Here is a 24,822-nt window from a genome sequence, read left to right as displayed (position 1 = left end):
CGCCGGCGGGCGTGACCGTCGCCACCGTGGCGGAATCCGTGCTCGTCGCCGCGGCCGGTGCCCTGGTCGGTGTCGTCGCGCACGTCGCCCTCAGCCCCCTCATCGGACTCATCCCGTTCCGCGGCGAAGCCCTCGGATTCGGTGCCGTCGTCCTCCCGCCGGCGCAGACGGCCCTCGTGGTGGCGGCCGTGCTCGCCCTCGCGTCGACGAGTGCGATCATCGGTCTGCGTCGTGTCGTCATCTCACCGCTCGGCGTGCGCACACGCACCGATGTTCCCAAGGTGCACTGGATCCGGGCGGTGTTCGCCGTCTGTGCGATCGCCGTCGCGTTCGTGCTGATCAAGGTCTTCCCTTCCGTGGGCGGACTCGTCCTCACGATCGTCGTACTCGCCGGCCTCTTCGGCGCCGTGCTGGCAGTGCTGAACCTCGTCGGGCCGTGGGTGCTCAAGGTGGTCGCCTCAGGGCAGCTCCGTCGAGCCGAGCGACCGGAGCGACTGCTCGCAGCCCGCATCGTGCTGGACTCGCCGAAAGCGGCCTGGCGGCAGGTCGGTGGTATCGCCATGGCGAGCTTCATGGCCGTCTTCGCCGGTACCGGAGTCGCGCTCTTGAGCATGATGAGCACCTCCGATGCCGCTGCCGCCGACATCGCGCTCGCCGATGACATCCGGACCGGTCTCATCATCACGCTCATCGGCTCCTTCCTGATGGTCGCGGCATCGGTCGGGGTCAACCAGGCCTCAGACGTCCTCGACCAACGCGAGCTGCACCGCAGTCTGCATCACCTCGGTATGCCTCTCGAGACCGTGGACAGGGCGCGACGGCGGGCGATCATGTCACCGCTGCTGGTGACCGCGATCGGCTCCGCGCTCGTGGCCGCGATCCTCGTGTTCCCGTTGGTCGGAATCGCGCTGATCACGGCGCCCGAGTCGCTGCTGACCATCGCGCTCGTGGTGTCGGTCGGGATCGGTGTCGTCTGGGCGACGACGTGGGCGACCCGTCCACTCCTGCAGCGCTCCTTCGTGGCTACGTGAACACCGTGCCGCCTCTATGGGGTTTCGGTGAGCATGCCGGGGTGTGGCGAGAACTGTCGCCGCGGGCTGTGATATCCGTGGGGGATGACGTTCAGAGGTCGACGCCGAGCACAAGCGAGATTCGAACAGAAAGTAGCGACTCTTGCGTCGGCCATGAAGCACGAAGCAGGCAAGAACCACGCGCTGCAGCAACAAGTAGCTGGCCTGGTCGCGGAAGTCTCGAGCATCAAGAGGTCGCGTACATGGGTGTGGGTCGGCGGCGTGACCGCGATCGGCAGCGCCCTCGCTGCTCTAGGAACGCTGTTCTTCTCAATGGCTCAGCTCGCCCCCCTCTACGCTCAGGCAGAGTCAGCCCAAGCACAGACTCAAGCGCTTCAGCGCACATCCGATTGGGCGACGGTCGGTGCTGTGACGGTGTCGGTCGAGGAAGGCATGTTCGTCCTGGAGAACCGGTCCCGCAGCGCGATCATGTCCACGACGACCTGGCTCGTGGGAAGCACCGAGGGTTGGGATCGGTTCGATGCGATTCGCTTCGACCTGGAGGGGATTCCGGCCTGCAGCAGCGTCTCCGTACCGGTCGCCGAAGTCACGCGATGGCCCGAGCCGATCCGGGAGCTCACCTGGGTCGAACCACGGAAGAGCTGGGACTGGCCCGAGTTCGTCGACGCCTACACGTACATCATCGCCCCTTCAGGCGGGCTGTACTCGACATCGTCACGGGGCGGCGTCGTGGATCACGGAGTGGTGGGCATGGTGGATCAGGCCTCGGCGAACTACGGAGAACGCGAGTCACCCATACCGGTGAACGTGGACGATCCGACGACTCTCGTGTGGGTCCCGGACACCTTCTGGGAGTTCCGCGACGTCCAGGTCGCCCATGCGGGCGAGCCGCTTTGGGCAGGCGCCCCGCTCATGGGCGCTGATAACGATTCTGTGATCACGCCACTCAGCTGCTATTCCTGATGAGCCTCTCGATCCGCGCTATCTCGGCAGCCGCTGGCAGCGCGGGCAGAAGTGAGAGCCGCGGTTCATGAAGCTCTCGCGCACGATGGGCGTTCCGCACCGCGGGCAGGGCTTGCCCTGCTGCCCGTAGGCGTTGAGCGAGTGCGCGAAATAGCCGGCTTGGCCGTTGACGTTGACGTACTGCGCATCGAAGCTGGTTCCGCCCTCGGCGAGGGCTTTCGCGAGCACGAGCCGGACCTCGGCGAGCAGCCTGCGGACGGCCTGCGTCGACAGACGATCGGCCGGCGTTTCGGGGTGTATCCGCGCTGCCCACAGCGACTCGTCTGCGTAGATGTTGCCGATCCCGCTCACGACACCCTGATCGAGGAGAACACGCTTGATCGCACTCCCCCGTCGCCCCAGAGCTGCTCGAAAGCCACGGTCGTCGAATGCCGGATCCAGGGGGTCACGAGCGATGTGCGCCACCTGAGTCGGGATCCGCGATCCGCCGTCGTCGATCAGCGCGTCGACGGCGAGGGATCCGAAGGTCCGCTGATCGGCGAAGACGATCGCGAGCTCGCCGTGCCGGGGATGCTCGATTCCGATCCGCACCCGCTCATGTCGTTCGGCCCCCGCGTCGGGCGCGCGCAACAGCATCTGACCGCTCATTCCGAGATGCCCGATCAGCGCAGAATCCTCGTCATCGAGCGGCAGCCACAGGAACTTCCCGCGGCGCGATGCGTCGGTGAACATGCGTCCCTCGAGGCGAGCGACGAAGTCAGCGGCACCGGCCACGTGACGAGTGAGGGCGCGCTCATCGAACACGCTCACCGCGGTGATGGTCGATCCGATCACGGCCGGTGCGAGGCCTGCGCGGACGACCTCGACTTCGGGAAGTTCAGGCACGCTCGCTGAGGGTACGCCACACGCTGAGGGCTGCTGCCATCTCGGCGGTCTTCTTGCTGCTGCCGACACCCGTCATGCTCACGTCGCCCACGCTGACCGTGGCCAGGAAACGACGGTCGTGGTCTGGTCCGCTCGCCTCGACCGAGTAGCGAGGCGGGGTGGCGCCGAGCCGGGCGGCGAGCTCCTGCAGGCTGGTCTTCGGATCCATGGCCGCACCGTAGCGCTCCGGGTCAGCCAGCAGGGGCTTCGTCAGTCGGAGCACCAGTTCCGTGGCAGCGTCAGGACCTGCCGAGAGGTAGGTCGCGCCGATGACGGCTTCCATGGTGTCGGCCAGGATGGAGTCCTTGTCCCGACCGCCGGTCTGCTCCTCGCCACGGCCGAGCAGCAGATGGCTGCCGAGGTCGATGCCCCGAGCCACCTCGGCGAGGGCGACGGTCGACACGACGCTGGCTCGTCGCTTCGCCAGCTCGCCCTCGTCGAGATCAGGATGCGTGGTGAAGAGCATGACGGTCACCGCCTGCCCGAGCACCGAGTCACCGAGGAACTCGAGCCGCTCGTTGTGCGGGATGCCGCCGTGCTCGTACGCGTAGGAGCGGTGGGTGAGGGCCAACTCCAGAAGCTCCGCGTCGATATCGACGCGGAGCTTTTCTGGGAGAGGTCTCGTCCCCCCGGGGACCTCCGTCACGGTACGCGACTCAGACGTCGGCGACCTTGCGGCCCTTGTACTCAAGGAAGAGCTCGGTGCCCTGCGAGTCGGTGACGACCTTGGCCTGGTGAGGACGACTGTAGACGACCTGGCCGTTCTCGATGGTCTTGACGAGCGCGACGGGCGCCGCCTTCCACTGCGCGCGACGCGAGCGGGTGTTCGAACGGGATACCTTGCGCTTCGGGGGGTTACCAGCCATGACTAGCTCTCTTCTTTCTCGGCGGCACGAGATTCTTCCGTGCCGTCTTGGTCTGTGATGTTCTGGAGCGCACTCCACCGAGGATCGATGGGAGCGGCCTGCTCCGTTCCGGTGCTCACGGTCAGTCGTTCACCCGTTTTCGGGTCGAGACCCGGGCAATCCGGCTGACACACCGGCTGAAAAGGAAGTGCCAGTACGGCCGCATCCCTGACGAGAGTTTCAAGATCCACGTGGTCGTCTTGAACCTCGAAGTCAGTTTCTTCCTCACCAGGATACGCGAAAAGCTCCTGGAACTCGACTTCGACGGGCCGAGTGATGTCCATCAGGCATCTTCCGCACACGCCGGCGTACTCGGCCTCGGCGATTCCCGACACGAGGATGCCCTCGTGCACCGACTCGAGGCGGACATCGAGATCGAGCTCGGAGCCGGCCTCGTACGACACGATCCCCTCACCCCATGACTCGGCGAGGGCGACGGTGAACTCGTGTTCCCGCATCTCCCCCGGACGCCGGACGATGTCACGGACGGGGAGCACGAAAGGGCCGTTCATTCGAGAGCGCACACTCCCATGCTACCGGCCGCTGCACGCTGTCGTCCTGAATCCGCGTCCAGGCGAGAGGTTCAGATCCCTCGGGATCCCGTGTCCAGGAATGCAGCGACCGCGGGCGGAACGAAGGGACTCACATCGCCACCGAGAGACGCGACCTGGCGGACGAGGGAACTCGAGACCATGGCGTGCGAGGGGTCGGGAAGGAGGAAAACCGTCTCGATGCCGGCGAGGTGTCTGTTGACGATCGCCATCGGTGACTCATACGCGACATCGATCTGCGAGCGGATGCCCTTCACGAGCACTCCCGCGTTGACGTCACGGGCGTAGTCGACCAAGAGCCCCATGCTCCACGAACCGATCACGATCTCGCCCTGCATGCCGTCGTCGGCGATCGACCTCTCCAGCAACGAGAGCCGCTGCGCGATGGGGAGCATCGCCTCTTTGCCCGGATTGTGCACGACCAGCACGTGCAGCTCGTCGTAGAGGGCCGCGGCGCGCCGGATCACATCGAGGTGACCCAGGGTAGGCGGATCGAAGGAACCCGGGACGACGGCGATCCGGCTGCTCATGGTTCCAGCCTAGGGCACGCCGGTTCCCCGTCAGTTCTTCGCCAGCGCCGCCCGATCCTCGTCGCTCACCCGGCGCCCGATGGCTTCGCGGAGACCCGGGTGATCAGCCAGCTGCGGGTCGGCGGCGAGGATACCTTCCGCGACCTCGCGTGCGCGGGTGATCAGCCCTGCGTCCTTCACCACCCTGAGCAGCTTCAGAGAGGAGCGAACGCCCGCCTGGGCGGCGCCCAGCACGTCGCCTTCGCCGCGCAGCTCGAGATCGACCTCCGCCAGGGCGAACCCGTCGAGAGTCGCCGCCACCGCATCGACGCGCTCACGGGCCAGCGTGCCCGCCTCGGCCTCGGTCACGAGCAGGCAGAGCCCTGGCACGCCGCCTCGACCGACCCGGCCGCGGAGCTGATGCAGTTGAGAGATCCCGAACCGGTCCGCGTCGAGGACGATCATCGTCGACGCGTTCGGCACGTCGACGCCCACCTCGATCACGGTCGTGGCCAGGAGCAGATCGATGTCACCGCGTGCGAACGACTGCATCACGGCATCCTTCTCATCCGCTGGCATACGACCGTGGAGCACGGCACGCCGCAGTCCGCCCAGCGTCGGATGGGTCGCCAACGCCTCATCGAGCTGCACCACGCCCCAGCGCGGCCCTGACGCTGCCTCCGGAGCGAGTGCCTGCTGCTCCCCCGCCTCTGTCGTCTTCTTGGCCGTGTCGATCGCGGCGCACACCGCGAAGACCTGCCGTCCCTGGGCGATCTCCTCGGCGGCGCGCTCCCACACACGGTTGAACCACCCCGGGTGCTCTGCGAGCGGGGCGACGAAGGACTCGATGCCGGCACGCCCGGCCGGCATGGTGCGGATCACGGAGGTGTCTAGATCGCCGAAGACGGTCATCGCGACCGTCCTCGGGATCGGAGTCGCGGTCAGCACCAGCGCGTGCGGACTCGATCCCTTCGCGCGCAGCGCCTCGCGCTGCTCGACGCCGAACCGATGCTGTTCGTCGACGACGACCAGACCGAGATCGGCGAAGGTGGTCTTCTCGCCCAGCAGCGCATGAGTACCCACGACGATCAGTGCCTGACCCGAGGCGACCCGCAGGGCAGCCTTGCGGCGATCGGCCGCCGCCATCTGACCGGTCAGGAGTGTCGGCATCAACAGCGGCGCGAGATCGGGACCGAGCATCTTGGTGATCGAGCGAAGGTGCTGCCCTGCGAGCACCTCCGTCGGCGCGATCAAGGCGGCCTGGCCGCCGCTCTCCGCCACCTGCAGCATCGCCCGCAGAGCGACCAGGGTCTTGCCGGAGCCGACTTCTCCCTGGACCAGACGGTTCATGGGCCAGGCGCCCACGAGGTCCGCGGCGATCTGTCGTCCCACCGTCTCCTGGTCGGCGGTGAGCGTGTACGGGAGGCTCGCATCGAAACGTTCGAGCAACCCGCCGGGCATCGAGGGGCGAGACGTGGCGGCCAGCGCCCGGATCGCATCGCGCTGCTGGAGGAGTGCCGTCTGCAAGGTGAGGGCCTCATGCATCCGCAGCGTCCGCACGGCCGGATCGATGTCGTTCCGCGTCCGCGGGCGATGCACGAGCTCCAGAGCCTCGCGCGCGGTGAGCAGTTCTTCCCGCTCCCTGATCTCCGCGGTCAGGGGATCGGGCGCCTCTGCCAGGTCGTCGAGAACCCGACCGACGAGTCGGGCGATCTGCCATGTCTGGATCGTGGACGTGGCGGGGTAGATGGGGATCGGCACGGTGGCGCGCGCGTCGGCGCTGCGACGGGCGGCGTCCTCGTCATCGAACAGCTCGTACTCGGGGTGGGCGAACTGCGTCACGCCGTTGAACTCCCCCACCTTGCCGGAGAACACGCCGCGACGACCGACTGCGAGGTCCTTCGAGCGCCACTCCGCCGCGCCGACGTTCTTCGCGAAGAACGTGAGGGACATGCGTCCGATGCCGTCGCCGATCACGACGTCGACCATCGCACCGGGACGGTTCCGCATCCGTCGGAAGCTCGAGGAGAGCACCTCGGCCACGATGGTGACTGTCTCGCCGAGCGGGAGGTCACGGATGGGCGTCAGCTCTCCCGGATCGGCGTAGCGGCGAGGGTAGTGGGACAGGAGGTCGCCGACGCTCTTCATGCCGAAGGCCCGACCGAGCGTCTTGGACGACGCCGCACCGATGGCGTCCTCCAACGAGGAATCGAGCGTGAGCGACATGCTCCGAGTCTAGGGAACACGACGGACACGGCGGGCACGCGAGCTGTCGTATCGTGAACGGGTGACGAGGATCATCGCAGGCAGCGCGAGAGGGGCCCGGCTCGAGGTTCCGGGCTCGGGAACCCGACCCACGAGCGACCGTGTACGCGAATCGCTGTTCGGCGCACTGGAGTCCCTGAGCGCCATCGCCGGTGCACGGGTCCTCGACCTGTACGCCGGCTCGGGTGCCCTCGGACTCGAGTCGCTCAGCCGTGGAGCAGCGAGCGTCGAATTCGTGGAACGCGGTCGCCAGGCCGCAGCCATCGTCCGACGCAACGCGGAAGTCGTCGCGAAGGCGGGGAGCCTCCCGCTCGGACGCGTTCACGAGAGCACGGCGCATGCCTTCCTGCATCGCGCCGTCGGACCCTACGACCTCGTGTTCAGCGATCCGCCCTACGACCTCGACGACGCGGCCATGACGGCCGACCTCGTCGCGCTCGCACCGCTGCTGTCCTCGGACGCGGTGGTGGTGGTGGAACGAGCTCGTCGGTCCACGCCTCCGGACTTCGGCGCCGCGAACCTGGAGCAGTTCCGCGAGAAGTCGTACGGCGACACCACCCTGTGGTGGGCCGAGCCAGCGACGGAGGACGAGGACCCTGGCCCCGTGGGTCAGCCCGCGGCCGAGTCCCAGTCCCGATAGGGATCCCAACCGCTGAGGTCGACCGGCTGCTCATCGCACAGCAGGTCCTCATCGCCGGCGGCGCGCACCCTACCGATGGCTCGGAACGCCGGCGGCAGGAGCGCCTCGGGAAAGGTGGCGAGCAGCGCGTGATCCTCTCCCCCGGCGAGAGCTCGCGCCGGATCGGCGCCGAGGAGCGCACTGTCGAGGGCGATCGTCACGCCGGACGCGGCAGCCATCCGTCGCGCATCGAGTGCCAGCCCGTCGGAGATGTCCATCATGGCGGTCGCGCCGGCCGTCGCCGCCACCGCACCGAGACCGATCGGGGGCGACGGGCGCAACTGCGCCTTCACCGCTTCGCTCTCGCCTGCTGCGAGAGCGCCAGGGTCGACGGGCACCGGCACATCCCCATCCCGGAACCTCCCGAACAGAACGGCGAGACCGCGTGCCGCGTGACCGAGCTCCCCGGCGACGGCGACCACGTCACCAGGACGTGCGCCGCTCCGCGTCACCGCTGCGCGTCCCTCCAGGTCGCCCAGGGCCGTGACCGCGACGGTCAACGTGTCGGAGACGGTGAGATCACCACCGACGACCGCACAGCCCGGCGCGAGCGCGGCACAGGCATCCCGGAAGCCGTCGGCGAGTCGCTCGACGAAGGAGAGCCGCATTTCACGCGGCACCGCGAGTGCGACCAGGAGCGCCGTCGGGCGCGCGCCCATGGCAGCGACGTCCGCGAGATTCACCGCCGCGGACTTCCAGCCGAGGTCGTATCCGCTGGACCAGGCGAGGCGGAAGTCGGGGCCGTGCACCAGCGTGTCGGTCGTCGCCACCACGGAGCCCGACGGGGTCGCTATCACTGCGGCGTCATCGCCCGGCCCGATGAGCGCGTGCGAGGCGGCCGGTGTGCGTGACAGTATCGCGCGGAGAATGCGCCCTTCGGGCACATCTCCCAGGCGTGGATCGTCGGCGTCGGGTCGGGAGGGCATGCTGTCAAAGGTAGCCTGGAAGCATGCCCCGTTCCCGTCGCCTCGCTGCCCTCGCCGGAGCAGCGGCACTCAGCGCTGTGCTCGCCGGCTGTGCGACCACCGTACATCTCGAGCCCGCAGCGGATGCGAACAACCCCGCATGCGCGAACGTGTCTGTACTGCTCCCGGAGAGCGTCGGCGGTCTCGATCGCGTCTTCACCGATGCGCAGGCGACAGGTGCGTGGGGAGACCCCACGGTCGTTCTGCGCTGCGGCGTAGAACCCCCTGCTCCGTCCGCGCTGGTGTGCACGACCATCGGCGGAGTCGACTGGCTGGTCCTCGAGCAGGAGGAGGAGCGTCAGCGCCTCGTCACATTCGGTCGCGACCCTGCGGTGGAGGTCACGATCAAGCGCGGCGAGCAGATCGACTTCCAGACCATCGTCGACAAGATCTCGGCCAGCATCCAGTCGGGGCTTCAGCCTGCCACCGGGCAGTGCACTGATCGCGTCGAGTTCCCCGCAGGCTGACCCCCCGAGGAACCGGACGCTCAGCGGCGAAGGCCGGCTTCGACGAGCTCGGTGATGAGATCGCCGTAGCTCAGACCCGACGCGACCCAGCACTTGGGGAACATCGAGATGGGCGTGAACCCCGGCATCGTGTTGAGCTCGTTCACCACGAGTTCGCCGGACGGTGTCAGGAACATGTCGACACGCGCGAGCCCGCGCCCGTCCACCGCCTCGAAGGCCTGGACACCGATCTCCTGGATGGCGGTGCGCTCTGCCTCAGTGAGGTCCGCAGGACACACGACGTCCACACCGTCCCCACCGAGGTACTTGCCCTCGAAGTCGTAGAAACCCCGCGACGTCAGCACGATCTCCCCGGGGAGCGATGCACGGACGCCGTCGACGCCCTCGAGCACGGCGACCTCGATCTCGCGGCCGCTCACGCCGGTCTCGATCAGCACCTTGTCGTCCTCGGCGAACGCCACGGCCAGCGCCGCATCGAGTTCGTCGGCATTCTCGACCTTGGAGACGCCGACACTCGAGCCCGCCCGCGCGGGCTTCACGAACACAGGAAGACCGAGGCCCGCGGCCCGCGTGCGCACGTCGGAGGCGTCACGGTCCCAGTCCTTTCGCCGCACCGTCACCCAGGGCGCGACCGGGATCCCGGCCGCCTCCAGGGCGATCTTCATGAAGTGCTTGTCCATGCACAGTGCGGAATCGAGCACGCCACCACCGGCGTAGGGAACCTCGAGCGTGTCGAAGTATCCCTGGATCGTCCCGTCCTCGCCGTGCGGTCCGTGCAGGATCGGGAGCACGACATCGATCTCACCGAGGCCCGCGACGGAGCCGTCGGTCTGCACCACACGGAGTGAGCGATCGCCTCCCGGCTCGGGCCACAGGACACGCGTGCCGTTGTCGACGACCTCCGGGAGGTGCTCCGCGTCCAGGGGGAACTTCGCCGGGTCGTCGTCCTCGAGCACGAAAGCGCCCTCGCGAGTGATCCCGACGGGGATCACGTCGTATCGGTCGCGATCAATCGCCCCCAGAACGCCCCCCGCCGTTGCGGAACTGATCGAATGCTCGCTGGAGCGCCCGCCGAAGAGCACCACCACCGTCTGCTTGTCCATGGTTGGTCCTCTCACCCTGCGGGGTGTCGTCGTCCGTCGTCAGGTGGGGTGCGATGTCCCGCGGATCCATCTTGCCGTCGAGCACCATCTTCACCTGCTCGACGATGGGCATGTCGATCTCCGCCTCGCGCGCCAGCTGGAGGATCGGCGCGACGGACGCGAGCCCCTCTGCGGTCTGCTGCATCTGCTTCACCACGTCCTGGAAGCTGTACCCCTGTCCGAGCAGACGCCCGGCGGTGTTGTTGCGACTCAACGGGGACTGGCATGTGGCGATGAGATCGCCGAGACCCGCGAGACCCTGGAGAGTCTCCGGATGCGCGCCGTTCGCCACGGCGAAGTCGGTCATCTCCACCAGTCCGCGGGTGATGATCGACGCCTTGGTGTTCTCGCCGTAGCCCACGCCGTCGACGATCCCGATCGCGACCGCGATCAGGTTCTTCAGGACGCCGCCGAACTCGGTCCCGATCACGTCGGTGTTCACGAAGGTGCGGAAGTAGCTGTTCCGTGCTGCGCGTGCGACGATCTCCGCCGTCTCCTGGCTCCGCGACGAGATGACGGCTGCGGTCGGCTGCTCACGGGCGATCTCGAGTGCGAGGTTCGGCCCGGACGCCACGGCCACGCGATCGGGGTCGCAGCGCAGCTCCTGCTGGATGACCTGACTCATCCGCAGCCCGGTGCCGCGCTCGACGCCCTTCATGAGGCTGATGATCTTCGTGTCGCTGTCGGCGATCAGCGGCCGCAGCGCCTTCAGGTTCTCCCGCAACGACTGGCTCGGCACGGAAAGGTAGACCTGGTCGGCGCCGTCGAGCGCGGTCGCGAGCTCATGCGTCGCAGCCATGGTGCGCGGAAGGTTGATCCCTGGCAGGTAGCGGGAGTTCCGCTTGCCCTCGTTGATCTCCTGCGCGAGCTCGGCTCGGCGCGCCCACATCGTCACCTGCGCGCCGCCGTCGGCGAGGATCTTCCCGAAGGTCGTGCCCCAGCTGCCCGCGCCGATCACGGCGACTCGTGGACCGACCGGCGCGGTTCTCTTAGGAGTCAAGGCGTCCCGTCTCCTTCTGGCCGTGGGTTGCGGGATTCCAACGTTCGGCCGGTGCCTTCTCGTCGCGGATCTCCTCGAGGAGCGCCGTGATCGCGTTCATGAGCCGAGTGGTCGCTTCGTTGAGGGCTGCCGGCTCCCCGGCGCGCCCTCGCAGATCGGACACGTCGACCGGGTCGCCGATGAGCACCGTCACGGGCTTGCGCAGCGGCCAGAGGCTCAGACCCTTCTGGTAGCGCCCCATGATCTCCTGCGTGCCCCACTGTGCCATCGGGATCAGCGGGATGCCGTCGGCGAGTGCCAGTCGCACCGCGCCCGACTTGCCGCGCATCGGCCACAGGTCGGGATCCCGCGTCAGCGTGCCTTCCGGATAGACGATCACGCCGCGGCCGTGCTCCACGAGCTCTTCCGACTGCTTCATCGTCTGACGCGCGGACGCCGCAGAAGACGTCCGCGCGACGGGGATCATGCCCGTGCGGTGCAGGAACCAGCCGAGAACGGGAACCTTGAACAGGCTCTCCTTGGCCATGAACCGCGGCGCACGACCGGCACGCCACACGGCGACCGCGACGATCAGCGGATCGAACTCCGAGTAGTGGTTGGGCGCCAAGATGTAGGAACCCTGCTGCGGCAGCTTCTCGGCCCCGCGGATCCGGATCTTCGCGATCAGCGACACCGGGGGGATGACGAGCGCCGCGAGCGGCCAGAAGATGCTCGGACGCTTCGTCTCCGATGAACGGGACGTCACGGCGGTCACCGGATGACGTCGAAGTCGGCGCCGAGCGCGTCGAGCTTGGCGAGGAACTTCTCATACCCCCGGCTCAGGATGTCGACACCCGACACCTTCGATTCGCCCGTGGCCGTCAGGGCTGCGATCACGTGGCTGTATCCCCCGCGAAGGTCGGGGACCACGATGTCAGCACCGTGCAGCGGCGTGGGGCCGGTGATGACGGCGGCCTGTTCGAGGTCGCGACGCGGCACGCGGCGCGGTCCGTCCTGCAGACCCCGGGGGTGCACGACGATGTCGGCACCCATCTTCACGAGCGCGTCGGTGAAGCCCATGCGGTTCTCGTACACCGTCTCGTGCACGACCGATCGACCGTGCGCCTGGGTCAGTGCGACCACGAGCGGCTGCTGCCAGTCGGTCATGAAGCCGGGGTGCACATCCGTCTCGATCACGACCGGCTTGATGTCGCCGTCGCGACGGAACAGGATGCCGTCCTCCTGGATGTCGAACCAGCCGCCAGCCTTGCGGAAGACGTTGAGGAAGGTCAGCATCTCCTGCTGCTTGGCGCCGCCGACGAAGATCTCACCGTCGGTGGCCAGCGCTGCGGAGGCCCACGATGTGGCTTCGTTGCGGTCGAAGATCGAGCGGTGGTCGTAGCCGCGGAGCTTCTCCACGCCTTCGATCACGATGACCCGGTTCGGCTCGTAGGAGATGATCGCGCCCATCTTCTGCAGCACCGCGATCAGGTCCATGATCTCGGGCTCGATGGCCGCGTTGCGCAGCTCGGTGACGCCTTCGGCACGGACTGCTGTCAGCAGCACCTGCTCGGTCGCGCCGACGCTCGGGTACGGGAGGTGGATGTTCGCGCCGTGCAGGCGGGTTCCCCCGGTCGAGAGGCGGATGCCGCTGGGGAGCTTCTCGACGATGGCGCCGAACTTGCGCAGTGCGTCCAGGTGGAAGTCGATCGGACGGTCGCCGATGCGGCAGCCGCCGAGGTCGGGGATGAACGCCTGGCCGAGACGGTGCAGCAGCGGGCCGCAGAACAGGATCGGGATGCGCGATGCCCCCGCGTGCGCGTCGATCTCCTCGAAGTGCGCGGACTCCACATCGCTCGGGTCGAACACGAGCGAACCGGGCTCATCGCCCTCTGAGACGCGGACGCCGTGGACTTCGAGCAACGAGCGGACGACGGCCACATCGCTGATCGCCGGCACATCGCGCAGTGTGCTCACGGTCTCGCCGAGGAGCGAGGCGACCATGGCCTTGGTGGCCAGGTTCTTCGCGCCCTTGACGTCGACGCGTCCCCGGAGCGGGCGTCCGCCGCGAATGGCGAGGACGTCTCCGGTGAGTGCAGGGACTCCGTCCGGAAGAGCGTCGCGCACAGGTGTCGTCATTCGGAGCCTCACTTCATCTACGGATTTCGGGGGCGGGTTGCCCCTGGCTCCCCCGCCCCCACCGTCTACTGAACGGGAAGGGTTCGGGGCCGCCACGACTCGCGACGGGCCTCGAACTGCGCGATCTTGTCTTCGTTGCGCAGCGTGAGCCCGATGTCATCGAGCCCTTCGAGGAGCCGCCATCTAGTGTAATCGTCGATCCCGACCTCGGCCTGGACGTCACCGATCGACGCGGTGCGCGCCTCGAGGTCGACGGTCATCTGCGCACCGGGATTCCGGTCGATCTCGGCCCAGAACCGCTCGAGATCCTGTTCCGAGATCGTCGCGGCGAGCAGGCCCTGCTTGCCCGCATTGCCGCGGAAGATGTCGGCGAAACGCGGGCTGAGCACGACCTTGAAGCCGAAGTCGCGCAACGCCCACACGGCGTGCTCACGGCTGGAACCGGTGCCGAAATCAGGACCGGCGACGAGCACGGAGGCACCCTGGAAAGACGGCTGGTTGAGCACGAACTCGGGGTCCTGGCGCCAGCCGTGGAACAGCGCGTCTTCGAAGCCGGTCTTCGTGACGCGCTTCAGGAACACCGCAGGGATGATCTGGTCGGTGTCGACGTTCGAACGCTTCAGCGGAGCGGCGATGCCGGTGTGGGTGGTGAACTTCTCCATGGGTCAGAACCCTTCCGTCAGGTCGCTCGGGCTGGACAGGGTGCCGCGGATCGCCGTCGCAGCGGCGACGAGGGGCGACACGAGGTGAGTGCGCCCTCCCTTGCCCTGACGACCCTCGAAGTTGCGGTTCGATGTCGATGCGCAGCGCTCCCCCGGGGCCAGCTGATCGGGGTTCATGCCCAGGCACATCGAACAGCCGGCGAAGCGCCACTCCGCACCGAAGTCCTTGATCACCTTGTCCAGGCCCTCGGCCTCAGCCTCCAGGCGCACTCTGGCGGATCCGGGCACCACCATGACGCGCACGCCATCGGCCTTCTTCTTGCCCTGGATGATCGATGCGAACGCGCGCAGATCCTCGATGCGACTGTTGGTGCACGAGCCCATGAAGACCGCGTCGACCGGCACCTCCTTGAGTGGCGTACCCGGAGTCAGATCCATGTACTCCAGGGCGCGCTCGGCGGCCGCGCGCTCGTTCGGGTCGGCGATCTCGGCGGGATTCGGAACCGCGGCGGAGAGCGAGCTCCCCTGTCCGGGGTTGGTGCCCCACGTCACGAAGGGCTCCAGCTCGTCGGCGTCGATGAAGACCTCCGCGTCGAACGTCGCCCCGTCGTCGGTCGGGAGCGTGCGCCAGTAAGCGACGGCATCGTCCCAGTCCTGGCCCTTCGGGGCGTGCGGGCGGCCCTCGAGGTAGGCGAAGGTCGTCTCGTCCGGCGCCACCATCCCGGCGCGGGCACCGGCCTCGATCGACATGTTGCAGATCGTCATGCGACCCTCCATGGAGAGCGCTCGGATCGCACTGCCGCGGTACTCGAGGACGTAGCCCTGACCGCCTCCGGTCCCGATCTTCGCGATCACGGCCAGGATGATGTCCTTCGCCGTGACGCCGGCACGCAGAGTGCCCTCGACGTTGATGGCCATCGTCTTGAAGGGCTTGAGCGGAAGCGTCTGGGTCGCCATGACGTGCTCGACCTCGCTGGTGCCGATGCCCAACGCCATCGCACCGAACGCGCCGTGGGTGGACGTGTGCGAGTCACCGCAGACCACGGTGATCCCGGGCATCGTCAATCCGAGCTGAGGACCGACGACGTGCACGATCCCCTGCTCCGCATCGCCGAGCGAGTGCAGACGCACACCGAACTCGGCAGCGTTGCGTCGGAGCGTCTCGATCTGCGTCCGGCTGGTCAGGTCGGCGATCGGCTTGTCGATCTCCCACGTCGGGGTGTTGTGGTCCTCGGTCGCGATCGTCAGGTCGAGGCGCCGCAGTGGACGCCCCTCGCTGCGCAGGCCGTCGAACGCCTGCGGGCTGGTGACCTCGTGCACGAGGTGGAGGTCGATGTAGATGAGGTCGGGCTCCCCGTCCTCGCCCTTCACGACGAGGTGGTCGTCCCAGACCTTCTCGGCGAGTGTCCTGGGGCGTGCGGAATCCGCACCGGCGGTGGTGGTCATGGCGTGTCTCCTGTGGCTGGCGGTTCGGCCCACGATGGACTCCGCGACGAGGAGGGGCTCAGAACGAGGTCTCGTCGCGGCGCCTAAGAAGAAGGAGCACGGTCCGCATGACGTCAGATTACCACCGCTCCGACATGCCCCGACCCGTCATGACACTCTGAGGACACCCGCACCAGCTGCGCATCGACCGACCGAGAGGCACCGCATGACCGTCGACACCGCCCGCTTCGCCACCCGCGCGGTCCATGCGGCGAGAAGCAGAGAGACGGCCGCCTCTCGGGCCACGCCGATCTACCTCACTGCGGGCTTCGAGTTCGACGACTTCGACCACGCGGCGGATCATTTCAGCACCGGTACCGGATTCGGGTACACCCGAACGGGGAACCCCACGGTGCGCGCGGTGGAGCGCCAGCTCGCCGCTCTCGAGTCGGGGGCGGACGCGGTTCTGGTCGCGAGCGGGCAGGCCGCCGTGGCGACGGCTCTGCTCACCGTCGCGGGTGCCGGCGATCACATCGTCTCCTCCACGCACATCTACGAAGGGACGAGGGGTCTCTTCCTCGACAACCTGGCCCGACTCGACATCGAGACCACGTTCATCGACGACATCTCCGACCCGGAGGCCTGGCGTGCCGCGATCCGCCCGAACACGCGGGCACTGTTCGCGGAGTCGCTCGCGAACGCCCGCAACGACGTTCTCGATGTGCGCGGCGTCAGCGACATCGGCGACGAGCACGCGATCCCGCTGATCGTCGACAACACGCTGGCGACGCCGGCGCTGCTGCGTCCGATCGAGCATGGTGCGGCCATCGTGGTGCACTCCGCTTCGAAGTTCCTCGCCGGGCACGGATCCGTCCTCGGCGGTGTGATCGTCGACGACGGCCGTTTCGACGCAGACCTCGCCGGCCACAATGCACCCCACCTGGTCCTTCCCGGTCGTGGTGACACGCCCAGCGTCTTCGCCCGCCACGGCGGACGCGCACGGATCGGGTACGCGCGAGAGTCCGTGGCCCCGCGATTCGGCGCTTCCCCCTCGCCTCTCAACGCCTTCCTGATCGGGCAGGGCGTGGAGACCCTGGGGCTGCGTGTGGAGAGGCAGTCACGGAATGCACTGCAGATCGCGCAGTGGCTGGAGCAGCACGCCGAAGTCGAGAGCGTGGACTACGTCGGGCTCCCCTCCCACCCGGATCACGAACTCGGGCGACGGTATCTCGATGGTGGCTCCGGCTCGATCTTCACGTTCACGTTGCGAGGAGGGCTTCCGGCGGCTCGAAGATTCGTCGAGCACGTGCAGGTCTTCACGCACATGACCCACATCGGCGACGTGCGCTCTCTGGTGCTGCACCCAGGAACGACGAGTCATGCCCAGCGGACCGAAGAGGAGCGCGAGGTCCTCGGCGTCCGTCCGGGAACTCTGCGACTCTCGATCGGCATCGAGGACGTGGACGATCTCATCTCCGACCTGTCCCACGTGCTGCAGCACGTGCGGGAGACGGTGGCATGAGCCGCCCACAGCACTTCGGCTGGTTCCTCGCGCGCGGCTTCGGGCCGCAGGGGTGGGGCTACCCCGCGCTCGATTGGGACTACGACTGGACGCGCCCCGACGTCTATCAGCACGCCGCACGCACGCTCGAACAGGCGGGGTTCGATCTCGTCATCATCGAGGATGCGCCGTCGCTGGGATCGCCCTCGACGATCGACCTGCGCGTGCGGCATGCGTTCGGCGGCCCCAAACACGACCCTCTTCTCCTCGCGCCCTACCTCTTCCAGGCCACCAGGCACCTCGGCGTGGTGCCCACCGTCAACCCGGCGGCCTACCTCCCGTACACCGCGGCGCGGCAGTTCGCGACGCTGCAGCACCTGAGCGGACACCGGCTGGGCCTCAACGTCGTCACCGACACGGGCAGCGCACGGCACTTCTCCGACGCGGCGCAGCTCGGTCACGACGAGGCATACGACCGGGCAGAGGAATGGCTCTCCGGTATCCGCGCCCTGTGGCGCAGCTGGGATGACGGCGCCTTGATCGCCGACCGTGAGACCGGTGTCTTCGCGGACGGCAGCCGGCTGCGGGCCACCGAGCATCGCGGCGAGTACTTCGCCTTCGACGGGCCGCTGAACGCCGTGCCCTTCACCGACGGGGATCCCGCGATCGTCTCACCCGGCGGTTCCGGCCGCGGGCTCGGCTTCGCAGGCGCCAACTCCGATGTGCAGCTCGCGCTCGCTCCGTTGCACGAGAAATCCGTGCGAGAGTATCGCGCCAAGGTGCACGATGCCGCGCTCGCGAAGGGAAGGCGACCTGAGGACATCAAGATCCTCTTCGCCATCCAGCCCGTGATCACGTCGTCGAGCGAGGAGGCCGATCGGATCGTCGCGGCGTCGGCGCAGCCCGACGATTCCGCCCTCGTCCAGATCGCGCGCAAGCAGTCGAGCGACCTCGAGACCGATCTGACCTCCCTCGACCTCGACGAGCCACTCGACATCTCCATCTTCGGAGCGCACGTCTCCCGTGGGAGCATCCAGCGTCTGGTCGGCGATCGCGACCAGGATGCCCCGTTGCGCGCTCACCTCACAGCCCTCGCCCGCACCGGCAGGATCACGGACCGTACGGGGTTCGTCGGGACCGCGCACGAGTTCGCCGATCTGATCGAGGAGCTCGGCGAATGGGGCAACGACGGCGTGCTGCTCTGGGGCGACTTCCATCCGGTGACCCTCCACCGCACGCTCGACGAGCTCGTCCCCGTCCTGCGTCGACGCGGCATCCTCCGGCGCGAGTACGCGGAGGGCGGCCTGCAGGCGAACCTCCACCAGTTCTGACCGATCCCGACCGAGCCTCACCAACCCCGCGAGCCGGGAACGCCCTTGAAGGGGCCGACGACCCACGAGGTGACCCAGCCGCCGTAGAACCCGCCCGGCTGCGGAGAAGCGACCTCGTCGCCGACGGTGCACTCATCCATCTGCCCCGCGTACACGGCGACCCGATCGGACAGGATCTCGAACCCGCGAGCCGGTTGCGGGTAGGTCCAGGCGGCTCCTGGGCGCACTGTGTCGCCGGCGCGCACATCGAAGTATCGTGCGGAGCCCTTGAACTCGCAGAACGACGAGCCGGCGGCGGCGACGAGAGCACAGGGGACGAAGTCCGCGATCGGAAGATAGTAGACCGGAGGATGACTCGTCTCCAGCACGCGGACGGCGTCCACCGTGTCGGCGATCAGCTGGCCGCTGAGCCGGATCGTGATGCGCTCCACGACTGCCTCGACACGCGGTGGCCTCGGGTAGTCCCAGACGGATTCCTGCCCAGCGGCGGGGACGATGGGGCGCGGCGTGTGCATCTGCTCACCCTACGTCTGCTCGCGATGTGTCGCGCGATACCGTGCCGCGTCATTCGACGGGGGTCGTGGTCCGCGCCGCCCGCTTCTCACGCGCGGAGGCGATGAGGCTCGCGACCGTGGCGATGGTCATCGACGCCAGGATCACGCCGAGCGAGACCATGTTGCTGATGTCGGGGACCCATTCCACGTGCTCCCCGCCGTTGATGAACGGCAGCTCGTTGACATGCAGGGCGTGCAGGATCAGCTTCACGCCGATGAAGCCGAGGATGACGGCGATGCCGTAGTGGAGGTAGCGCAGGCGATCGAGCAGATCGCCGAGCAGGAAGTACAGCTGACGCAGACCCATGAGCGCGAAGATGTTCGCCGCGAAGACGAGGAAGCCGTTCGTCGTGATCTCGAAGATCGCGGGGATCGAGTCGATCGCGAAGATCAGGTCGGTCACACCGATCGTGATGAAGACGATCACCATGGGCGTCCACATCCGCTTGCCGTCGACCGTCGTGCGGATCTTCGAGCCGTCATAGGTCTCGCTGATGTCGACTCGACGACGCAGCAGACGGACGATGAAGTTCTCGCGCTGCACCTCTCCCTCGTGGTCACCCTCCGGCATCGCCTGACGGATCGCGGTCCAGATGAGGAACGCGCCGAAGATGTAGAAGATCGGCGAGAAGTTCTCGACGATCGCGACACCGGCCAGGATGAAGAGCCCGCGCAGCACCAACGCGATGATGATGCCGATCATGAGCACCTGCTGCTGCAGGCGCCGCGGTACGGCGAACTGCGCCATGATCAGCACGAACACGAACAGGTTGTCGATCGAGAGGCTGTACTCCAGCGCCCACCCGGTGATGAAATCGCCCGCGTTCTGCCAGCCGCCGACGTTGCCGAGGAGCACCGCGAACAGCAGCGCGAGGCCGACGTAGAACACGACCCAGAGGGTGGATTCCTTCGTCGACGGGATGTGCGGCCGCAGCCGGATGAGCAGCAGGTCACCGATCAGGATGATCGTGAGGACGACCATCGAGGTGATCTCGAACCAGACGGGGATTTCCAAGGGCGCACTGGACCTTTCGCGGAGGGGTCGGGAAGGAGTCGAAAGTCTCTCCCCCGCACGGATGTGCGTCGCGCGCCCGGAGCAACGATGACGGTGCTCGTGATGACGGACGCGTGTTTGCGGGATACTCCCTCTCGCCCGGGCAATGCTACCCGAGGCACGGGGCGAGCGGGAACGGATTGCATTCGAATCTCATCCGCCCGCTCGGCATGGACCACCGATCTGAGACGATGGGGCGGCGATCGACACTCTCCTCGTGAGAGACACCGAACGGAACCAGGATGCCCCTGCACACAGATGATCAGAGATGGGCGGCGCAGGCCGCGGGCGGCGACGAGAGCGCCTTCCGCGAGCTGTACCGCGCTCACGTGCGACCCGTGTACTGGATCGCTCAGGGAATCCTCGCCTCGTCGGCGGATGCCGAGGACGTGACACAGGAGACGTTCGTCGTCGCCTGGCGGAAGCTGCCCGACCTCGAACTCCGGGGCGAGTCGATCCTTCCGTGGCTCGCCACGATCTGCCGGTTCCAGGCGGCGAATCGGCTCCGGCAGCGTCGGCGAGACCAGGCGCACACCGCCGAGGCCGTCGACGAGACACTGCTGGCGGACACGGTGAGCGTCGAGGAACAGGTCATCACCGCGGAGCTCGCGGCGCGGATCACCCGCGAGGTGGGCACGCTCAGCGAGTTGGATCGTGAGGTCTTCCGTCTGTGCGCCACGGAGGGATACGCCTACCAGGTCGCTGCGGATGAGCTCGGGGTGACGCACGCCGTCGTCCGGAACCGTCTCTCACGAGTGCGCACGCAGCTGCGAGGCGCCGTGACCGAAGCGAGGGACGCATGAACGACCAGACCACCAGCGGCGACCTGCCAGAGCTCTCGGACGAGACCATCGCCCGCATCGAAGACGCCGTGTTCACAGAGATCGCCGCAGAGCGGGCGCGGGCACCGCGCACCGCGAAAGAGACGCGGTCGCGGCGACGCGGCTGGCTCACGGCAGGCGGTATCGCTGCAGCCTTCGCTGTCGGAGTTCTCGTGACCCCGCCCATCCTCAGCGCGGTCGGCGGGGCGAGCTCCGTCACCGCCGACGGCGTCAGCATGTCCGAAGACTCCGCCACGGATGCTGCACCGTCGGGTCCCGAGCGGATCACGGGTCTGACCGCCGAGTCGGCACCGGACGGCGCTCTGAGCCCGGACGCGAGCGCGGGTGCGCTTCCCGGCGTTGCGGCGAACGACAGCGGTCGCGAGATCATCGCCACGGCGCAGGCGACCGTTCAGGTGAAGGACATCTCCGAAGCAGCAGCTGAGATCGCCGCTCTTGCCGAGGAGCACGGCGGCTACGTCGAGAGCACCGAGATCGGGAAGTCGGTCGCCGTCGACGGCTCGTCCGAGCCCGTTCCAGATCCCGCAGACTCGGCATACGGCTGGATCAGCATCCGAGTGCCATCCGCCGACCTCCCGAAGGCGATCGCCGCACTCGACGACACCGGCGAAGTACTCTCCTCTTCCACCTCGAAGCAGGATGTGACCTCCGTCACGATCGACCTGCAGGCCAGGGTCGACTCCACCAAGGCGTCCGTCGAGCGGCTCACGCACCTGATGGCGCAGTCGGGCAGCGTCTCCGAGCTGATCGAGGCCGAGGTGGCGCTCACCGACCGTCAGGCGCAGCTCGAATCGTACGAACAGCAACTCGCCGCGCTCGACGACCAGGTCGCCATGTCGTCGCTGCAGGTGCAGCTGACGAAGGCGACCGCACCGACGACTGCCGACCCTGCGGGTTTCGGGGACGGTCTGATGGCGGGATGGAACGGACTCGTCGTGTCGCTGAATGCTCTGGTGATCGCGGTCGGCTTCCTCCTCCCCTGGCTCGCGATCGCGGGCGCCGTCGTGCTGCTCGTCTGGCTCATCCGCCGCGCCCGGCGGCGCCGGCGTCGTCGCGACCAGCAGGTCCCGTCCCAGCCCGAGGCCGCCGAAGGCAACTGATCGCCCGACGTGGAATGGGCCGGTTCTCCTGACGTGAGGAACCGGCCTGTTCCTTGATTTTCCGCGGTATACAAGAACCCTTGTGCGTTTGACGCCGTGAGCCTAGCGTCGTCTTCCGTGGAAGACATCTCCGTTATCACCGCTGTGCACCATCCGCTGCGCCGCCGCATCTACGACTATCTGCTCCTGTACGGAACGGCACAGGTCACGGCGATCGCCCGCGCGCTGGACAGTCAGGTCGGCAGCATCAGCCATCACCTTCGCATGCTGGAGCGCTCCGGCGTCGTCGAACGCGCCCCTGATCCCGACGGAGACAAGCGCACGAGCTGGTGGAGAGTGGCACGTCGGGGTCTCACCTGGTCGACAGACGATTACGCGGACTCGCCCGCCGATGCCCTCCTCGCCCGTGAGGCGCAGCGTCAGGGTATCCGTATGCAGATCGACCGGCTCCAGCGCTGGCATCGCCATCGTCATGACCCCGCATACGCCGAGTACGACGGATCCAACACGGAGACCACGGCGTGGGCCTCACCCGACGAGCTACGGGATCTCTCCGCGCGGCTCCTCGAGACGATCAGGGAGTGGCAGGACGGCATCGATCTCGACGACGGCCGACGCCGTGCTCCAGTCTTCGTGTTCGCGCACGCGTTCCCGACGGAGCCCTGATGTCCGCCGTCAGCGACCCGGAGGAGATCGTCGCCCCTCCCCCTTTCCGTCGCGATCGTCTCGTGCACGCCTGGATCGGAGTGAAGGCGCTGTCGGATGCCGGCGATGCGCTGTGGACCATCGCGCTCGCCTGGACGGCCGTCCAGGTGGCCTCCCCCGCTGTCGCCGGTCTGATCGTCGCTGCCGGTACCGTGCCGCGTGCCGTGATCCTGCTGTTCGGAGGGGTGATCGCCGACCGCGCGGACCCGCGCCGCATCATGCTCGTGTTCAACGTGCTGCGCGTGGGCGTGCTCGTCGCCGTGGCGCTGTGGGTGCTCGCCACCCCGCCCACCGTCTCGGTTCTGCTGTTCGCGGCGATCGCGTTCGGGGTGTGCGACGCGTTCTACGAGCCGTCCGCCGGGACGATCGCCCGTCAGCTCGTGCGAGCCGCCGACCTTCCCTCCTACGGCGCAGCAGCTCAGACGGCCTCGCGGCTGGGGACCATGGGAGGGGCGGCGATAGGCGGATTCATCGTGGCCCATGCCGGCCTTGCGGGAAGCGCGTCCGTGAACGCCCTGACCTTCACACTGGTCGTCGCCTTCATCGCGATCTGGCTCCGCCCGCGCTTCCGCCTCGCCAGAGCGGAGAAGGAGTCGGCACTGCGCGGGATCGCACGCGGGTTCGCGCACCTCGCCGATAATCCCACGACCCGCACGCTCGTGATCGCCCTCTCCGGGCTCAATCTGGCGGTCGGCCCAGCGATCGGAATCGGACTCGCCCTCCGCGCCCATGCGGAGGGGTGGGGCGCGCAGGCCGTCGGACTCTTCGAAGCGCTGCTCGGGCTCGGTGCAGCGCTCGGCGCGATCTCCGTCGCGAAGTGGCGTCCGAGCCACGAGGCCCGCGGCGGGTTCCGGGCGCTGGTGCTTCAGGGCGCCGGGATCATCGCGCTCGGAATAGGGCCGGCGTGGAGCGTCGCTGTGGCGGCCTTCGTCATCGGCGCGACGGCTGGTTACGCATCGGTGCTGTTGAGCGCGACGTTCTCGGCCACCGTCGACACCGCCTACCTCGGCCGGATGAGTTCGCTCACGCGCCTCGGCGACGACTGTCTGATGCCGCTGGCGATGGCCGGATTCGGTGCTCTCGCGTCGTCGACGGCGCTCTGGGTGCCGTTCGCACTCTTCGGAGGAGCCATGATGGCGCTGATGATCCTGCCCCTGAGCAACCGTTTATTCCGGTCGCTGTCGTTGAGGCCTGCTGTATGAGCGACGACCACCCTGGGAAATGAGAAAGCCTCCGGCGAACCGGAGGCTTTCTCTGTTGTGTGACCCCAGCGGGATTCGAACCCGCGTTACCGCCGTGAGAGGGCAGCGTACTAGGCCGCTATACGATGGGGCCGTCTGGCGGAGTGTTTCCGTTCCGCGACAACCGTTCAAGTATGCCACGGCGATTCTCACTGCGCCAAATCGACGCCTCCCCGTCACGAATCCCGGGCGTGGCGCACCGGATCCGTTTGCCGTGCGCGTTCCGAAGGAGTTGACTCTTCCCATGCGCGTCACCAAGTTCGAACATGCCGCCCTCCGTATCGATGCGAACGATGAGACCCTCCTGGTCGATCCCGGGTCGTTCACCGCTCCGCTGAACGACCTCACCGATCTGGTGGCCATCATGATCACCCACGAGCACCCGGACCACTGGACATCCGAGCACTTCGACCGCCTCCTGCGCGACGCACCGGGGACGCCGATCTTCGCGCCGGCCGGTGTCGCCCGCGCCGCCGAGGGCTACGACATCACGGTCGTCAACCCCGGGGACTCGGTGGAGGTCGGCAGCTTCACACTGCGGTTCTTCGGCGGCACCCACGAGGTCATCCACTCCTCGCTTCCGACGGTCGAGAACGTCGGCGTGCTGATCAACGACGAGCTCTACTACCCCGGCGACTCGTACGCGGTCCCTGAGGGCGTCTCCGTCGGCACCCTCGCCGCTCCCCTCGGCGCACCCTGGCTGAAGATCGGCGAGGCCATGGACTATGTGCTGGCTGTCGCGCCGCGCCGGGCGTTCGGAACCCACGACATGACGCTTTCCGTGATCGGCAAGAACATGCATCGTCAGCGGCTCCAGTGGGCGACCGAACAGGGCGGCGGCGAGTTCTTCGTGCTGGAACCCGGCGACTCCCTCGACCTCTGAAACAT

26 protein-coding genes and 1 tRNA gene are annotated in these 24,822 nt (G+C 67.7%); 11 read left to right on the top strand and 16 right to left on the bottom strand.

Annotation, left to right across the window (positions count from 1 at the left end; translation table 11 throughout):
- Positions 1-1,031: permease (locus DSP71_RS20315; protein WP_258546580.1), on the top strand; the 1,031-nt coding region annotated here is incomplete at its 5' end.
- Between the two features lie 153 nt (positions 1,032-1,184).
- Complete coding sequence (locus DSP71_RS20310; protein ID WP_113681912.1) at positions 1,185-1,994, top strand: hypothetical protein; 810 nt, start codon at positions 1,185-1,187, stop codon at positions 1,992-1,994.
- 18 nt (positions 1,995-2,012) lie between these two features.
- On the opposite strand, the gene mutM is transcribed toward DSP71_RS20310, so the two are convergent.
- The 6 genes from mutM to DSP71_RS20280 form a co-directional block, all read right to left on the bottom strand.
- Positions 2,013-2,879, bottom strand: a complete 867-nt coding sequence (gene mutM, locus DSP71_RS20305; protein WP_061017640.1) for a bifunctional DNA-formamidopyrimidine glycosylase/DNA-(apurinic or apyrimidinic site) lyase — start codon at positions 2,877-2,879, stop codon at positions 2,013-2,015.
- Positions 2,872-3,564, bottom strand: a complete 693-nt coding sequence (gene rnc / locus DSP71_RS20300; protein WP_113681911.1) for a ribonuclease III — start codon at positions 3,562-3,564, stop codon at positions 2,872-2,874. The genes mutM and rnc overlap by 8 nt, the downstream gene beginning before the upstream one ends.
- A gap of 10 nt (positions 3,565-3,574) precedes the next feature.
- Positions 3,575-3,784, bottom strand: a complete 210-nt coding sequence (rpmF, locus tag DSP71_RS20295; RefSeq protein WP_017830754.1) for a 50S ribosomal protein L32 — start codon at positions 3,782-3,784, stop codon at positions 3,575-3,577.
- 2 nt (positions 3,785-3,786) lie between these two features.
- A complete protein-coding gene (locus tag DSP71_RS20290) occupies positions 3,787-4,335 on the bottom strand; it encodes a DUF177 domain-containing protein (RefSeq protein ID WP_046748451.1) in 549 nt (182 codons plus the stop codon).
- 71 nt (positions 4,336-4,406) lie between these two features.
- Complete coding sequence (coaD, locus tag DSP71_RS20285; RefSeq protein WP_046748450.1) at positions 4,407-4,904, bottom strand: pantetheine-phosphate adenylyltransferase; 498 nt, start codon at positions 4,902-4,904, stop codon at positions 4,407-4,409.
- 30 nt (positions 4,905-4,934) lie between these two features.
- Entirely contained in the window at positions 4,935-7,109 is a 2,175-nt protein-coding gene (locus DSP71_RS20280; RefSeq protein ID WP_113681910.1) for an ATP-dependent DNA helicase RecG, read from the bottom strand.
- A 61-nt stretch (positions 7,110-7,170) separates the two neighbouring features.
- On the opposite strand from DSP71_RS20280, the gene rsmD reads away from it, so the two are divergent.
- Positions 7,171-7,788, top strand: coding sequence for a 16S rRNA (guanine(966)-N(2))-methyltransferase RsmD (gene rsmD / locus DSP71_RS20275; RefSeq protein ID WP_058630593.1), 618 nt, complete (start codon positions 7,171-7,173; stop codon positions 7,786-7,788).
- Here rsmD and thiL read toward each other — a convergent pair.
- A complete protein-coding gene (thiL, locus tag DSP71_RS20270; RefSeq protein WP_113681909.1) occupies positions 7,758-8,753 on the bottom strand; it encodes a thiamine-phosphate kinase in 996 nt (331 codons plus the stop codon). The genes rsmD and thiL overlap by 31 nt on opposite strands.
- A 23-nt stretch (positions 8,754-8,776) precedes the next feature.
- On the opposite strand from thiL, the gene DSP71_RS20265 reads away from it, so the two are divergent.
- Positions 8,777-9,259 (top strand): DUF3515 domain-containing protein, encoded by a 483-nt coding sequence (locus DSP71_RS20265; RefSeq protein WP_113681908.1) that lies wholly within the window; start codon positions 8,777-8,779, stop codon positions 9,257-9,259.
- 20 nt (positions 9,260-9,279) lie between these two features.
- On the opposite strand, the gene DSP71_RS20260 is transcribed toward DSP71_RS20265, so the two are convergent.
- The 6 genes from DSP71_RS20260 to leuC form a co-directional block, all read right to left on the bottom strand.
- A complete protein-coding gene (locus tag DSP71_RS20260) occupies positions 9,280-10,362 on the bottom strand; it encodes a D-alanine--D-alanine ligase family protein (RefSeq protein ID WP_113681907.1) in 1,083 nt (360 codons plus the stop codon).
- Positions 10,268-11,401, bottom strand: coding sequence for an NAD(P)H-dependent glycerol-3-phosphate dehydrogenase (locus DSP71_RS20255; protein WP_113681906.1), 1,134 nt, complete (start codon positions 11,399-11,401; stop codon positions 10,268-10,270). The genes DSP71_RS20260 and DSP71_RS20255 overlap by 95 nt, the downstream gene beginning before the upstream one ends.
- Entirely contained in the window at positions 11,391-12,155 is a 765-nt protein-coding gene (locus DSP71_RS20250; RefSeq protein ID WP_046748443.1) for a 1-acyl-sn-glycerol-3-phosphate acyltransferase, read from the bottom strand. The genes DSP71_RS20255 and DSP71_RS20250 overlap by 11 nt, the downstream gene beginning before the upstream one ends.
- Positions 12,152-13,519, bottom strand: coding sequence for a UDP-N-acetylglucosamine 1-carboxyvinyltransferase (gene murA / locus DSP71_RS20245; RefSeq protein WP_113681905.1), 1,368 nt, complete (start codon positions 13,517-13,519; stop codon positions 12,152-12,154). The genes DSP71_RS20250 and murA overlap by 4 nt, the downstream gene beginning before the upstream one ends.
- A 65-nt stretch (positions 13,520-13,584) precedes the next feature.
- A complete protein-coding gene (gene leuD, locus DSP71_RS20240; protein ID WP_113681904.1) occupies positions 13,585-14,181 on the bottom strand; it encodes a 3-isopropylmalate dehydratase small subunit in 597 nt (198 codons plus the stop codon).
- A gap of 3 nt (positions 14,182-14,184) precedes the next feature.
- On the bottom strand, positions 14,185-15,627 hold the full coding sequence (gene leuC / locus DSP71_RS20235) for a 3-isopropylmalate dehydratase large subunit (RefSeq protein ID WP_113681903.1): 1,443 nt from the start codon (positions 15,625-15,627) through the stop codon (positions 14,185-14,187).
- Positions 15,628-15,832: 205 nt separating this feature from the next.
- Between leuC and DSP71_RS20230 the strand changes: the two genes are divergently transcribed.
- Both DSP71_RS20230 and DSP71_RS20225 read left to right on the top strand, forming a co-directional pair.
- Complete coding sequence (locus tag DSP71_RS20230; RefSeq protein WP_058630586.1) at positions 15,833-17,128, top strand: O-acetylhomoserine aminocarboxypropyltransferase/cysteine synthase family protein; 1,296 nt, start codon at positions 15,833-15,835, stop codon at positions 17,126-17,128.
- A complete protein-coding gene (locus tag DSP71_RS20225) occupies positions 17,125-18,438 on the top strand; it encodes an LLM class flavin-dependent oxidoreductase (RefSeq protein WP_061017627.1) in 1,314 nt (437 codons plus the stop codon). Before DSP71_RS20230 ends, DSP71_RS20225 begins: the two co-directional genes overlap by 4 nt.
- A 17-nt stretch (positions 18,439-18,455) precedes the next feature.
- Here the strand turns inward: DSP71_RS20225 and DSP71_RS20220 are convergent, their stop codons facing one another.
- Together DSP71_RS20220 and DSP71_RS20215 are read right to left on the bottom strand one after the other, a co-directional pair.
- Positions 18,456-18,953 (bottom strand): DUF427 domain-containing protein, encoded by a 498-nt coding sequence (locus DSP71_RS20220; RefSeq protein WP_113681902.1) that lies wholly within the window; start codon positions 18,951-18,953, stop codon positions 18,456-18,458.
- Between the two features lie 49 nt (positions 18,954-19,002).
- A complete protein-coding gene (locus DSP71_RS20215; RefSeq protein ID WP_113681901.1) occupies positions 19,003-20,007 on the bottom strand; it encodes a TerC/Alx family metal homeostasis membrane protein in 1,005 nt (334 codons plus the stop codon).
- 281 nt (positions 20,008-20,288) lie between these two features.
- Between DSP71_RS20215 and DSP71_RS20210 the strand changes: the two genes are divergently transcribed.
- The 4 genes from DSP71_RS20210 to DSP71_RS20195 all read left to right on the top strand — a co-directional run bounded on the left by DSP71_RS20210 (position 20,289) and on the right by DSP71_RS20195 (position 23,895).
- Complete coding sequence (locus DSP71_RS20210; RefSeq protein WP_058630584.1) at positions 20,289-20,849, top strand: RNA polymerase sigma factor; 561 nt, start codon at positions 20,289-20,291, stop codon at positions 20,847-20,849.
- Positions 20,846-21,988 carry a DUF4349 domain-containing protein gene (locus DSP71_RS20205; RefSeq protein ID WP_113681900.1) on the top strand — a complete coding sequence of 381 codons (1,143 nt, stop codon included), beginning with the start codon at positions 20,846-20,848 and terminating at the stop codon, positions 21,986-21,988. Before DSP71_RS20210 ends, DSP71_RS20205 begins: the two co-directional genes overlap by 4 nt.
- A 117-nt stretch (positions 21,989-22,105) precedes the next feature.
- Entirely contained in the window at positions 22,106-22,654 is a 549-nt protein-coding gene (locus DSP71_RS20200) for a helix-turn-helix domain-containing protein (protein WP_058630582.1), read from the top strand.
- Positions 22,654-23,895: an MFS transporter gene (locus DSP71_RS20195; RefSeq protein ID WP_113681899.1), complete on the top strand. Its 1,242-nt coding sequence runs from the start codon at positions 22,654-22,656 to the stop codon at positions 23,893-23,895. The genes DSP71_RS20200 and DSP71_RS20195 overlap by 1 nt, the downstream gene beginning before the upstream one ends.
- Positions 23,896-23,955: 60 nt before the next feature.
- On the opposite strand, the gene DSP71_RS20190 is transcribed toward DSP71_RS20195, so the two are convergent.
- Positions 23,956-24,028 (bottom strand) — tRNA-Glu (locus DSP71_RS20190).
- A 150-nt stretch (positions 24,029-24,178) separates the two neighbouring features.
- Between DSP71_RS20190 and DSP71_RS20185 the strand changes: the two genes are divergently transcribed.
- A complete protein-coding gene (locus DSP71_RS20185) occupies positions 24,179-24,817 on the top strand; it encodes an MBL fold metallo-hydrolase (RefSeq protein WP_113681898.1) in 639 nt (212 codons plus the stop codon).
- The last annotated feature ends 5 nt before the right edge of the window (positions 24,818-24,822 follow it).

The sequence above is a fragment of the Microbacterium sp. H6 genome (genome assembly GCF_003314775.1).
GTDB classification, from domain to species: Bacteria; Actinomycetota; Actinomycetes; order Actinomycetales; family Microbacteriaceae; genus Microbacterium; species Microbacterium oxydans.
This window is presented reverse-complemented; position numbering and strand designations above follow the sequence as displayed.

Bases quoted from the DNA above. Each gene is read 5' to 3' on its own strand.
- DSP71_RS20225 (WP_061017627.1), top strand. From the start codon at position 17,125: ATGAGCCGCCCACAGCACTTCGGCTGGTTCCTCGCGCGCGGCTTCGGG.
- DSP71_RS20310 (WP_113681912.1), top strand. From the start codon at position 1,185: ATGAAGCACGAAGCAGGCAAGAACCACGCGCTGCAGCAACAAGTAGCT.
- murA (WP_113681905.1), bottom strand. From the start codon at position 13,519: ATGACGACACCTGTGCGCGACGCTCTTCCGGACGGAGTCCCTGCACTC.
- DSP71_RS20210 (WP_058630584.1), top strand. From the start codon at position 20,289: ATGCCCCTGCACACAGATGATCAGAGATGGGCGGCGCAGGCCGCGGGC.
- DSP71_RS20195 (WP_113681899.1), top strand. From the start codon at position 22,654: ATGTCCGCCGTCAGCGACCCGGAGGAGATCGTCGCCCCTCCCCCTTTC.
- DSP71_RS20280 (WP_113681910.1), bottom strand. From the start codon at position 7,109: ATGTCGCTCACGCTCGATTCCTCGTTGGAGGACGCCATCGGTGCGGCG.
- DSP71_RS20185 (WP_113681898.1), top strand. From the start codon at position 24,179: ATGCGCGTCACCAAGTTCGAACATGCCGCCCTCCGTATCGATGCGAAC.
- coaD (WP_046748450.1), bottom strand. From the start codon at position 4,904: ATGAGCAGCCGGATCGCCGTCGTCCCGGGTTCCTTCGATCCGCCTACC.
- DSP71_RS20265 (WP_113681908.1), top strand. From the start codon at position 8,777: ATGCCCCGTTCCCGTCGCCTCGCTGCCCTCGCCGGAGCAGCGGCACTC.
- DSP71_RS20260 (WP_113681907.1), bottom strand. From the start codon at position 10,362: ATGGACAAGCAGACGGTGGTGGTGCTCTTCGGCGGGCGCTCCAGCGAG.
- leuC (WP_113681903.1), bottom strand. From the start codon at position 15,627: ATGACCACCACCGCCGGTGCGGATTCCGCACGCCCCAGGACACTCGCC.
- thiL (WP_113681909.1), bottom strand. From the start codon at position 8,753: ATGCCCTCCCGACCCGACGCCGACGATCCACGCCTGGGAGATGTGCCC.
- leuD (WP_113681904.1), bottom strand. From the start codon at position 14,181: ATGGAGAAGTTCACCACCCACACCGGCATCGCCGCTCCGCTGAAGCGT.
- DSP71_RS20290 (WP_046748451.1), bottom strand. From the start codon at position 4,335: ATGAACGGCCCTTTCGTGCTCCCCGTCCGTGACATCGTCCGGCGTCCG.
- DSP71_RS20205 (WP_113681900.1), top strand. From the start codon at position 20,846: ATGAACGACCAGACCACCAGCGGCGACCTGCCAGAGCTCTCGGACGAG.
- rpmF (WP_017830754.1), bottom strand. From the start codon at position 3,784: ATGGCTGGTAACCCCCCGAAGCGCAAGGTATCCCGTTCGAACACCCGC.
- DSP71_RS20230 (WP_058630586.1), top strand. From the start codon at position 15,833: ATGACCGTCGACACCGCCCGCTTCGCCACCCGCGCGGTCCATGCGGCG.
- DSP71_RS20220 (WP_113681902.1), bottom strand. From the start codon at position 18,953: ATGCACACGCCGCGCCCCATCGTCCCCGCCGCTGGGCAGGAATCCGTC.